We start from the raw sequence: 12,170 nt of genomic DNA, 5'->3' as shown, positions 1-12,170 counted from the left end.
TGGAGCTTTTTTTTTTACATTTATTTATTGATATGATATAATATCAAAAAGACGTTAAAATCCATTTTTTTGGATTATAAAGTTGTATTATAAGGAGAGTTATAAATTTGAAAATTTTACATTTAATTAGTCAATATCCCTCAAAAACAGGTAGTGGAATTTACTTATCAGAGGTATATAAAAACTTCAAAGCTATGAATTTTACTCAAAAAGTTTTGTGTGCTATGAATGAGGATGATATTGTAGAAGTTAATTTTGATGATTTTGAAATAGTAAAATTTAAAAGTGATGAATTACCATTCCCAGTAGTTGGAATGAGTGATGTAATGCCTTATGAATCTTTTTTATTTTCAAATTTAACTGGAGAGAACTTGGAAAGATATATAAATGTTTTTACTAGTAAAATATTGAATATTGTTGAAAACTTCAAACCAGATATTATTTTTACAAATCATCTATATATTATGACATCAATTGTTGGAAGTCTTGATTTAAAATGTAAAGTTTTTGCATTTTGTCATGGAACTGATTTAAGACAACTTTATAAAAATGATATACATAAAAAATTTATTTGTGACAATATTCCCAAACTTAATGGAATTTTTTGTTTGTCAGGAAAGCAAAAAGAAGAAATTATTAATGTATTTAATTATAATAAAGATAAAGTATATGTTATTGGTGGTGGATATGATTTAGATTTTTATTATAAAGATTATAATAAAACTTATTCTAAAGATGCTAAAATAAGACTAATATATGCAGGAAAATTTAGTAGAGCCAAAGGAATTATATATCTACTTAAAGCTTTTGAAATGGTAAAAGATAAATACAATGTTGAATTAATTTTAGCGGGAAGTGGTACTGGAGAAGAGTATGACGAAATCATTAATTACTCAAAAAAGCTGGCTGATAAAGTTAAACTGTATGGATATATGAATATGAATGAGATAGGTGATTTATTTAGATCCTGCGATATTTTTGTTATGCCATCTCTTTATGAAGGACTATCACTTGTTACAATAGAGGCAATGGCTTGTGGACTAAAAGTTGTGATGAATGAACTAGAAAATTTCATTAACTTTGTAGGAGAAGATATTACTAAGTCAAAAAATATTGAATTTGTAAAAATGCCTACTTTATATGATACTGATAAAGTAATTGAAAGTGAAGTTGATAATTATATTTTAAGACTTAGTATAGCATTGGAGAATCAAATAAAGAATTTGTATAATAATGACTACGAACAAGATTTTTCATCAAAAATGACTCAATTTAGTTGGAAAAATATCAGCAATAACATAAAAAGAATAGTTGTATAGAAATAATTAATTAATAATATATATTAATAAGAAAAAACTATTTTACTTTATTTAGGATATATGGTATGATTTTATTGATTAAAATTTTGGAGGTAAATTAATGAAAAAACTATCAAAAATGTTACTTTTATCATTAGTTACTGCTACAACTTTAGTTGGTTGTGGATCAAAAAGTGACAATAAAGCAAATGATAAAAAAACTGAAAATCAAACTGAAAAGAAAGATGATAAAAAATCATCAGATATGATGAAAGGTGAAACTCTTTTAGAAGAACAAAAGAATGGTGCGACAGTAATTGATGTAAGAGTAGCTGATCAATATAATGCAGGACATATTAAAGATGCTATAAATATTCCTTTGGAAACAATCGAAAAAGATATTGAATCAAAAGTTACTAAAAAGGATGCAAAAATTATTGTTTACTGTAATACTGGAAATAGGAGTGGACAAGCATTAGAAAAGTTAAAAAAATTAGGTTATACTAATGTTAGTAATGCACAAGGTGTTAAACAATATAAATATGAACTTGTAAAATAGTTTTTAAAGCGATGAGTACTCATCGCTTTTGTATTTATTAGTATAAATTTTTAAGATTTGATCATTTTAACTTTTAATTACTTCATAAATTTTAATATAAAATATAGAAAATAAATTTTAAATATGATACAATATAGAATGAGGTGAAATTATGCATAAACAGATTTCTGTTGTAATTGTTGCTGCTGGTTCTTCTCACAGAATGGGAACTAAAGAAAATAAAATTTTTTTAGACTTATGCGGGAATTCTGTTATTGAAAGAACAATAAGTGCTTTTATTGATATACCTGAAATATTTGAGATTATTTTAGTAACAAAGAAAGAATTTTTTGACAGTATAAATAATATTATTAAAAGATTTCCTTTAAATATAAAAATTGTTGAAGGAGGCTCTTCAAGAGAAGAGTCTACTTTTAATGGTCTATTAAATGTTTGTGATAAGTCAAATTTTGTGATTTGTCATGATGGAGCGAGACCTTTAGTTAGTAAAGAAAATATTTTAAATGTTATTAGTGAACTTGATAATTATAAAGCTGTTATAACAGGCGTTAAAGCAAAAGATACAATGAAAATTGTTTCTTCTAATTTAGAAGTAGTATCTACTCCTGATAGAAGGTCATTATACAATATTCAGACACCTCAAGCTTTTGACAAAAAAGTCATTATAGACGGATATAAAAAATTTTTTGAGGAAGATAATTTTGTTACAGATGATTCTTCTGTGGTTGAAAAATTGAATGTTAGAGTTAAACTTGTTGAAGGAGATTATTCAAATATAAAAATTACAACAATAGAAGATATTTATCATGCAAGATTATTATTAGAAAGAGGCATTTAATATGAGAATAGGACTAGGTCTTGATGTTCATGAATTAGTTGTTGATAGAGATTTAATAATTGGTGGTGTTAAAATAGATCATGAAAAGGGTCTTTTAGGTCATAGTGATGCAGATGTTTTAGTTCATGCTATAAATGATGCAATTATTGGGGCATTATGTTTAGGAGATATTGGAAAGTTATTTCCTGATAATGATCCAAAATACAAGGATATTAGTTCTTTGATTATGACTAAGGAAGTAGTTAGGCTTATGAAAGAAAAAGGATACAAAATTGGAAATGTTGATAGTGTAATATCTGCACAACAGCCTAAACTAGCAGGATATATTTTGCAGATGAGGAAAAATATTGCTAATGTTTTAGAAACAGATATAGAAAATATAAGTATAAAAGCCACTACAACAGAACATTTGGGTTTTGAAGGTAGAGAAGAAGGTATTTCTTCTCAGGCGGTGGTACTACTTGAAAAAATATAAGGAGGAAAAGATGAAAAAAGTTTTATTTACATCTGAATCAGTAACTGAGGGTCATCCAGATAAAATTTGTGATCAGGTTTCTGATGCGATTTTAGATGAAATTTTAAAAGTTGATCCAATTGCAAGAGTAGCTTGTGAAACTTTAACAACAACTGGAATTGTAATGGTTGTTGGTGAAATTACAACTTCTCAATATGTTGATATACAGAGCATAGTTAGAAATGTTTTAAAAGAAATTGGATATACTAGAGCTAAGTTTGGATTTGATGCTTCAACATGTTCGGTTATAACAAGTATAAATGAACAATCAAGAGATATAGCATTAGGTGTTGACAGCGCATTAGAATATAAGAATGGTAATGAAGATAAGTATAATTCTGTCGGAGCTGGAGATCAAGGTATGATGTTTGGTTATGCATGTACAGAAACAGATGAATTTATGCCATTACCAATTACTTTAGCTCATAAATTGTCAAAAAGATTATCTTATGTTAGAAAAAATGATATATTAGGATATTTAAGACCTGATGGTAAAAGTCAGGTTACTGTTGAGTATATAGATGGAGTTCCTTCAAGAATAGAGGCAATAGTTGTTTCTACTCAACATAGTCCTTCAGTTAAATTAGAACAAATTCAAAAAGATATTAAAGAATTTGTCATTGATGAGGTTATTCCGGATTATTTAATTGATGAAAATACTAAGATTTATGTAAATCCTACAGGTAGATTTGAAATTGGGGGACCTATGGGAGATTCTGGATTGACAGGAAGAAAATTAATAGTGGATACTTATGGTGGATTTGGAAGACATGGTGGGGGAGCTTTTTCTGGTAAAGATCCAACTAAAGTAGATAGATCTGGAGCCTATATGGCAAGATATATTGCAAAAAATATTGTCGCTAGTGGAATCTGTGAAAAGTTAGAAATAGGAATTTCTTATGCTATTGGGGTAGCAAAGCCACTTTCTATTTATGTAGATACTTTTGGCACTGGAAAAATTTCAGATGACAAAATTATTGAAATAATTAATAAAGTATTTGACTTAAGACCTGCTGCAATTATTGATATTTTAGATTTAAGAAGACCAATATATCGTCAAATTGCCGCTTATGGTCATTTTGGAAGAGATGATTTAGATTTACCTTGGGAAAAATTGGACAGAGTTGAAGATATAAAAAAATTAATATAAATTGATTAAAAATATAGGAGATGTTATTATGGGAAGATGTTATGATTTTAATGAATATGTAGACAGAAAAAATTCACATGCTGAAAAATGGAATAATATGGTTGCTGCGGGGGCACCTAATAATGATCATTCAATTTTATCAATGTCTATAGCTGATATGGAATTTAAATGTTGTGATGAGATATTAGAAGCATTAAAAGAGCCAATATCAAATGGAGTAATAGGATATGACTGCCCTTGTGAAAAGTTTTTTTCATCATTTATAAAATGGCAAAAGGAAAAAAACAATTGGGATATTAAGAAAGAATGGATTGTTCCTGTTCCGGGAGTAGTACCTGGAATAGCAAATACTATTTTGCACAATACTAAAGAGGGAGATGCTGTAATTATAAATACACCAGTTTATCCACCTTTCTTTAATGCAGTAACTTTAAACAATAGAGTTGTTGTTGAAAGTCCATTAATTGAGTTAGAAGACAAATATGTTATGGATTTTGAAGATTTTGAAAAGAAAATCGTTGATAATAACGTTAAACTAAGTGTATTATGTAGTCCTCATAATCCTGTTGGAAGAGTATGGACAAAAGAAGAATTAGAAACATATGGAAGAATTTGTAGGAAACATAATGTATTAATGATTTCTGATGAGATTCATGGAGATTTAATACTTAAGGATTATAAACATATTCCAATTGCTTCTCTTAATGAAGACTTTTTATATAACACTGTTACTTTAACTGCTCCAAGTAAAACTTTTAATATTGCAGGTCTTGCTCAATCTGTTGCTGTAATTCCTAATGAAGAATTGAGAAATAGATTTATTAATGGACTTGTAGGATATGGAATTTTCCATATGGCAAGTTTTGCAGCAGTTGGTTTTGTTGCTGCTTATACTTATGGTAAAGAATGGTTTGAAGAATGTATGAGTTATATTGAAGATAACATTGACTTTGCAATAGAATTCATAAATAGAGAAATTCCAAAGGTAAAGGTAAAAAGACCAGAAGCAAGTTTCTTGTTATGGTTAGATCTTAGAGCTTTTGATATTGACCATGATGAGTTACACCAAAAGTTGATAAATGAAGGAAAATTATTGCTTAATTCAGGAATAAATTATGGGGAAAATGCAAGACTTTTCTTTAGAATGAATATAGCTTGTAACAGAGAAATGTTAATTGATGGATTAAATAGACTTAAAAAAGTTGTAGATAGTTTATAAACCTCAAAATATCTAGAGACTATAAATTTTATAGTCTCTTTTTTATAGAAAAAATGTACCTACATATTTAAGGTACATTTTTTGAAGAATAAAATATTTTATTTAATTTCTAAATAAACAGGGCAGTGGTCACTACCTAAAATTCTTTGATGTATTTGTGCATCTACAAGTCTGTCATCCATATCTTTTGAAGTTAAGAAATAGTCAATTCTCCAGCCTGTATTTCTTTCTCTTGATTTTCCAAAATAACTCCACCAACTGTATTCATTTTCTTTATCAGGGTAGAAATATCTGAAAGTATCTGTAAACCCACTATCTAAAAGTATAGACATCTTTTCTCTTTCTTGATCAGTAAATCCTGCATTTTTTCTATTGGTTTTTGGATTTTTTAGGTCGATTTCTTTATGAGCGACATTTAAATCTCCACAAACTATTACGGATTTAGTTTTATTTAATTCAAGTAAATAATTTCTAAAAGCATCTTCCCATACCATTCTGTAGTCAAGTCTTAAAAGTTCTTGTTTGGAGTTGGGTGTATAACATGTTACTAAAAAGAAATCTTCATACTCTAAAGTTATAAGTCTTCCTTCATTATCATGTTCTTCAATTCCCATTCCATATTTTACACTTAAAGGTGTATATTTTGTAAAAATAGCCGTTCCACTATATCCCTTTCTTTGTGCATAATTGTAATAAGTTTCATATCCTTCAAGTTCAAGATCAAGTTGACCTTCACTCATTTTAATTTCTTGTAAGCAGAAAAAGTCAGCATTAATTTCATTAAAATAATCTAAAAATCCTTTTTTTATGCAAGCTCTAAGTCCATTTACATTCCAAGAAACAAATCTCATTTAATCACCTCATATTATTTTTTAATCATACTAGTTAATTATACCATAATTTTTTATTTACAAACACCTATTTAAAATTTTGCTTTAGTTTGAACTGTTGAAATAAAATACCTTTTGATGTAAAATATAATAGAAAATAATTTAAGGAGGACTTTATGATAGATTATAAAAAAGTTTATGAAGAATGGTTAAATAATGAGTTTTTTGATGATAAAACTAGAAAAGATTTACTTTCAATAAAAGATAATGATGAAGAAATTAAAGATAGATTTTATAAAGTTTTAGAATTTGGTACTGCAGGTCTTCGTGGAAAACTTGGTGCTGGAACAAATAGAATGAACAAATATATGGTATCAAAAGCTGCACAGGCACTTGCAAATACAATAATTGATTATGGTCAAGAAGCCATTGAAAGAGGTGTTGCAATTAGTTATGATGTAAGATATGGGTCAAAAGAATTTGCAGAACTTACTTGTTCAATAATGGCAGGAAATGGAATTAAATCATATATTTATAGGGGAATTAGACCGACACCAATGTGTTCTTATGCGATTAGAAAATTAAACTGTATAGCTGGTGTAATGGTTACTGCTAGTCACAACCCACAAGCATATAATGGATATAAAGCATATTGGAAAGAAGGCTCTCAAATTCTTGATGATATTGCCAACCAAATTTCAGCTCATATGGATAAAATTGAAAAGTTTGAAGATGTTAAACAAATTCCTTTTGAGGATGCTCTAAAGAGCGGAATTGCTAAATATATTGATGATTCAGTAGAGGAAGATTATAAAAAAGAAGTTTTAAATTTAACTATTAATGATGAAAATATAGATAAAGGCATTAAAGTAGTTTATACTCCTTTAAACGGCGTTGGTAATTTACCAGTTAGAGAAGTTTTAAAAAGAAGAGGTTTTAAAAATATCTTCGTTGTAAAAGAACAAGAATTGCCTGATCCTGAATTTACAACTGTTGGATATCCTAATCCGGAAGTTCCTAAAGCTTTTCTTTATTCTGAAAAATTAGGTAAAGAAGTTGGAGCTGATATTTTAATTGCAACTGATCCTGATTGTGATAGAGTTGCTCTTGAAGTTAGAGATAAAAATGGGGAATATGTTTTTTTAAATGGTAACAGAATAGGAGCATTATTGTCATATTACATTTTCTCACAAAGACATGCACTTAATAATTTACCTGAAAATCCTGTTTTAGTAAAATCTATTGTAACAGGAGATTTATCAAGAGCAATAGCTAAAAAATATGGAATAGAAACTGTAGAAACATTAACAGGTTTTAAAAATATTTGTGGGAAGACAAATGAATATGATATAACTAAAGAAAAAAATTATGTTTTTGGATATGAAGAAAGCATAGGCTTTTGCTACGGAACATTCGTAAGAGATAAAGATGCTGTTGGAGCTTCAATGATGGTTGTTGAAATGACTGCATACTATAAAAAACAAGGAAAGAGTTTATTAGATGTTTTAAATGATATATATGAAGAATTCGGATATTATAATGAGAGACAAATTTCTCTTGAACTTGAAGGAATTGAAGGACAACAAAGAATTGGAAGAATGATGGAAGATTTTAGAGAAAATCCTATTAAAGAAATGGGAGATATTTCTTTAAAAGAAGTCATTGATTTTAAAGATGGATATTTAGATTTTCCAAAACAAAATTGTCTAAAGTATTATTTAAATGATGGATCTTGGTATGCATTAAGACCATCTGGAACAGAACCTAAGATTAAATTATATATTTATACAATAGGAAAAACAGAACAAGAAAGTATAAATAAATTAGATTTAATTGAAAAATTATGTAGAGAAAAAATGAATAATGTAAAATAAAGAAAAAAGGTATGTTGATTCATACCTTTTTTGCAATAAGAACCCCACCCTTCCACGATGCTTCGCATCGGGTGGGTTCCCGGGAACCTTGTTGTTTCACAATAAAAAAAACTAACGATAAGTTAGTTTTAAAATGGTGCCGGCAGTGGGACTCGAACCCACACACCCTTGCGGATAACAGATTTTGAGTCTGTCTCGTCTGCCAGTTCCGACACGCCGGCAAATTCAATTACTCGAATAGTATAACATAAAAAAGGAAAGAATTCAATAATTTTATAATATTTTTTTGTAGGAAAATAGTATAAATAATTTATCGATATAATTAGTAGACTTTACTAATCTAAAAAAATTTTGTATAATATTAAAAATTAATTTAATAAAATGAAAAATTTTTGCATAATTATAGGAGGTAATAATATGTCAAAATTAACAGTATTCGATCATCCGGTTATTTCTCATAAACTAGGATATTTAAGAGATAAAAAGACTGGTGGAAAAGATTTTAGAGCTTTGGTAAATGAAATTTCAATGCTTATGGCTTATGAAGTTACAAGAGATTTAAAAACAGATGAAGTAGAAATTGAAACACCTTTACAAAAGACTAAGGTAAAAAGATTGTCTGGGAAAAAGTTAGGAGTAGTTCCTATTTTAAGGGCTGGCCTTGGAATGGTTGAAGGAATGTTAAATATTCTTCCTGCTGCAAAAGTTGGTCATATTGGTTTATATCGTGATCCTGAAACTTTACAACCAGTTGAATATTATTGTAAATTACCGGTAGATGCTGAAGAAAGAGACTTTTTAGTTCTAGATCCAATGCTTGCTACTGGAGGTTCTGCATCTGATGCTATAAAACTTTTAAAACAAAAGGGTTGTAAAAATATTAAATTGGTTTGTATAATAGCTGCTCCTGAAGGAGTTGAAGCCGTTCAAAGAAATCATCCTGATGTAGATATTTTTGTAGCTGCGTTAGATGAGAGACTAAATGAACATAGCTATATTATTCCAGGACTTGGAGATGCAGGAGATAGACTATTTGGAACAAAATAGTTTTAAATTTAAAAAATTAGCTTATTATTGACAAATAAACAATTTTAAGGGAATGTGATTTACAATTGATATATTACATTCCTTTTTTATATATTAATTTATTATAAATATTTTTCTTTATTAGAATATTAACTATAAATATTTAAATTACTGATTTGAAATTTTATTTAATAAATTTTTTAAAATAAGATATATATGATATAATTAAAAAAAATATAAAGTCGAGGTGATAGGAAATGTTTAAAACGAAAAGATTTTTTATTATAACCCTATTATTGTCTGTATTTGTTTTTACAGGTTGTTCTAACAAGATGCAAGTAAGAGATCTTTTTGAGAAATCAAAAGAGGCAAATGATAAACTTCAGTCATATATAATGGATAGTGAAAGTAAAAATGAGACTAAAGGCAACATTAAAACTCAACTTATTCATGCTGAATTACAATATAATGCTAATACTAGAAAAATTATTAAAGGAAAAGGAAGTATAAAATATACAGGAAAAAGAGAAGAAGGAGAAGTAGATAATGATGTAGTATTTGTTGGAGATGCAAAAAAGACAACAATAACTACTTTCAAAGAAAACGGACAAACTAAAGAAACAAAAAAAGAAAATACTAATTACATTGTTAGTCCTGACTATTATAAATTGTTGGATGCAATTTATACTCTTAAAGAAAAAGATTTGACACTAGAAGAAGAAAATGATGAATATCATTTAAAATTAAAAACCGAAAATAAAAATTTAAAGATTATTGATGTTTTAAAATCACAGTATGGATTGAAATTATCTGTTAATGATTTTGAGGTTGATGTGAAATTTGAAGTGGTTTTTGATAAGAAAACTTTTTATCTAAAAAGTGTAGTTTGGACTTTAGAATATGGTGGAGATAAAGGAGCTTTTAAAATAGAAGAATCTTTAAAATATTCTGAATGGAACAATGTAAAATTAGAAAATAAATAGATTTAATACAAAAATGTTACTATAGCAAAGTAACATTTTTTATATATTTAAAAATATGATATAATATACGTAGATTTATTTTTTGGAGGATTAAAAATGTTTAAAAATAAAAAAATATTTATATTAGGAGTGTTGTTAGTAATTATAACTTTTTCAGGTTGTTCTAATAAGGTTGGTGTTAACGAATTGTTTGAAAAATCTAAAAATGCTAACAATAATATTGAATCTTTTTTATTACTTAATGAAATTATAACTGAACAAAATGGAAAAACAACAAAACAAATTCTAAAAGGAGAATTGATTAATGATAAGGATTCTAAGAAAATTACCAAAGGAAAAGTGATTGTTAGGTACTCAGGGACCTCAAATATTGAACAAAATAATTATGATGCAGAGTTTGTTGGTGATGAAAACAGAACAGCAATTATGACTAAAAAGGTAAATGGAGTAGATAAAAAATCTGAAACTAATAATAGCAATTATAATGTATTTCCAGATTATTTTAGATTATTAGATGGTATTTATTCCTTTACTGAAAATGATATAAAATTTGAAGAAGTTAATGATGAGTATCATTTAAAAATAAATAATGATGATAAGAATAAATCAAAAATTATTAACATATTGAAAGCTGAATATAAGTTGGATTTGAAAAAAATTTCTGAAAATGATGTTACTATAACATTTGAAGCAGTTTTTGACAAAGATACATTTTATTTAAAGAATGTTTTTTGGACTTTAGAATATATTGGGAATAATGAAGTGACAAAATTCTCTAATACTACTAGTTTTTCAAAATGGAATGATTTAAATTTAGATAAATAGAACTAAACAAGTTGCTCTATATAGTGCAACTTTTTTATTGTAAATAAAATATTTAATAAACAAAATTTAATATCATTTTTATACAATAGAAAAAATCATAAATTAGGTGCTTTGATGAATATAATAGTTAGTTTTAAAAACTAAATAGGGTATAATTAATCGAGGTGATTTAGGTGTATAATGTGATTTTTGTTGGACATGGTTCTCCAATGAATGCTATTAGTAAAAATGTATTTAGTGATAATTGGGTATCGATAAGAAAAAAATTAAAAACTCCGAAAATGATTCTTGCAATTTCAGCTCATTGGTATACTAACGGACAATTTGTTAGAACATTAGAATATAATGAACAAATCTATGATATGTATGGGTTTCCTAAGGAGCTTTACGAAATTAAATATGAGCCAAAAAATAATGTGGAGTTTGCAAAAAAACTAATATTTGAACTTGCAATTAAAGAGGATAATTCATGGGGGATAGATCATGGAATATGGAGTATTTTATGTAAAACTTATCCCAATGCTGAAATTCCTGTAGTTATGTTAAGTGTTGATAAAAATAAAAGTCCTAAAGAGCAGTATGAGTTTGGAAAAAAGTTAAAAAGATTATTAAATGAGGATATTTTAGTTATTGCTAGTGGGAATATAGTTCATAATTTACAATTAATTGATTTTGATAAAAAAGGTGGATTTAATTGGGCTAATAAATTTGATAATTATATTAAGGATAGTATCATAAATAAGAATATTGAATCAGTAATAAATTATAATAATAGTAGTTTTGATTACCATCATTCAGTACCAACACCTGAACATTTTTATCCTTTACTAATAGCTTTGGGATGTGCATATGACTATAAAAAAGTTGAAATATTTAATGAAGGCTGTGATTTGGGATCTGTTTCTATGACAAGTTATATTTTTGAAGGTTAAATTGTGTAATATACTATTAAAAATGTATCTTAAATTTGTTAATATGTATTGAATTATATGTTTTTTTGTGTTATAATTCTTAGGTATGTAAATAGAAAATAATATAATTTTTATAGAGTTGT

12 protein-coding genes and 1 tRNA gene are annotated in these 12,170 nt (G+C 27.1%); 11 read left to right on the top strand and 2 right to left on the bottom strand.

All coding sequences use genetic code 11. The features are described from left to right. The first annotated feature begins 107 nt into the window (after positions 1-107). From RWJ08_RS01700 to RWJ08_RS01675, 6 genes are all read left to right on the top strand, one after another. Positions 108-1,319 carry a glycosyltransferase family 4 protein gene (locus RWJ08_RS01700; RefSeq protein WP_313960841.1) on the top strand — a complete coding sequence of 404 codons (1,212 nt, stop codon included), beginning with the start codon at positions 108-110 and terminating at the stop codon, positions 1,317-1,319. A gap of 100 nt (positions 1,320-1,419) precedes the next feature. After that, positions 1,420-1,857: a rhodanese-like domain-containing protein gene (locus RWJ08_RS01695; RefSeq protein WP_313960840.1), complete on the top strand. Its 438-nt coding sequence runs from the start codon at positions 1,420-1,422 to the stop codon at positions 1,855-1,857. 151 nt (positions 1,858-2,008) lie between these two features. Further along, a complete protein-coding gene (gene ispD, locus RWJ08_RS01690) occupies positions 2,009-2,695 on the top strand; it encodes a 2-C-methyl-D-erythritol 4-phosphate cytidylyltransferase (RefSeq protein ID WP_009372356.1) in 687 nt (228 codons plus the stop codon). 1 nt (position 2,696) lies between these two features. Beyond that, a complete protein-coding gene (gene ispF / locus RWJ08_RS01685; RefSeq protein ID WP_313960839.1) occupies positions 2,697-3,170 on the top strand; it encodes a 2-C-methyl-D-erythritol 2,4-cyclodiphosphate synthase in 474 nt (157 codons plus the stop codon). 10 nt (positions 3,171-3,180) lie between these two features. Next, positions 3,181-4,359: a methionine adenosyltransferase gene (metK, locus tag RWJ08_RS01680; RefSeq protein WP_009372581.1), complete on the top strand. Its 1,179-nt coding sequence runs from the start codon at positions 3,181-3,183 to the stop codon at positions 4,357-4,359. A gap of 28 nt (positions 4,360-4,387) precedes the next feature. Then, on the top strand, positions 4,388-5,578 hold the full coding sequence (locus RWJ08_RS01675; RefSeq protein WP_313960838.1) for a MalY/PatB family protein: 1,191 nt from the start codon (positions 4,388-4,390) through the stop codon (positions 5,576-5,578). 98 nt (positions 5,579-5,676) lie between these two features. On the opposite strand, the gene RWJ08_RS01670 is transcribed toward RWJ08_RS01675, so the two are convergent. Next, positions 5,677-6,429, bottom strand: a complete 753-nt coding sequence (locus RWJ08_RS01670) for an exodeoxyribonuclease III (protein WP_009372509.1) — start codon at positions 6,427-6,429, stop codon at positions 5,677-5,679. 158 nt (positions 6,430-6,587) lie between these two features. Here RWJ08_RS01670 and RWJ08_RS01665 point away from each other — a divergent pair, with 158 nt between their 5' ends. Then, positions 6,588-8,282 carry a phospho-sugar mutase gene (locus RWJ08_RS01665; RefSeq protein WP_313961003.1) on the top strand — a complete coding sequence of 565 codons (1,695 nt, stop codon included), beginning with the start codon at positions 6,588-6,590 and terminating at the stop codon, positions 8,280-8,282. A 134-nt stretch (positions 8,283-8,416) separates the two neighbouring features. Here the strand turns inward: RWJ08_RS01665 and RWJ08_RS01660 are convergent. Further along, positions 8,417-8,503, bottom strand: a tRNA-Leu gene (locus RWJ08_RS01660). 196 nt (positions 8,504-8,699) lie between these two features. On the opposite strand from RWJ08_RS01660, the gene upp reads away from it, so the two are divergent. The 4 genes from upp (at position 8,700) to RWJ08_RS01640 (ending at position 12,048) form a co-directional block, all read left to right on the top strand. Beyond that, entirely contained in the window at positions 8,700-9,329 is a 630-nt protein-coding gene (gene upp / locus RWJ08_RS01655; RefSeq protein ID WP_009354226.1) for a uracil phosphoribosyltransferase, read from the top strand. A gap of 236 nt (positions 9,330-9,565) precedes the next feature. Further along, entirely contained in the window at positions 9,566-10,291 is a 726-nt protein-coding gene (locus RWJ08_RS01650) for a DUF6612 family protein (RefSeq protein WP_293438927.1), read from the top strand. A gap of 96 nt (positions 10,292-10,387) precedes the next feature. Next, positions 10,388-11,116 (top strand): hypothetical protein, encoded by a 729-nt coding sequence (locus RWJ08_RS01645; protein WP_009372466.1) that lies wholly within the window; start codon positions 10,388-10,390, stop codon positions 11,114-11,116. Between the two features lie 173 nt (positions 11,117-11,289). Then, complete coding sequence (locus RWJ08_RS01640; protein WP_293438932.1) at positions 11,290-12,048, top strand: dioxygenase; 759 nt, start codon at positions 11,290-11,292, stop codon at positions 12,046-12,048. The last annotated feature ends 122 nt before the right edge of the window (positions 12,049-12,170 follow it).

Source organism: uncultured Parvimonas sp. (assembly GCF_963524015.1).
GTDB lineage: Bacteria > Bacillota > Clostridia > Tissierellales > Peptoniphilaceae > Parvimonas.
This window is presented reverse-complemented; position numbering and strand designations above follow the sequence as displayed.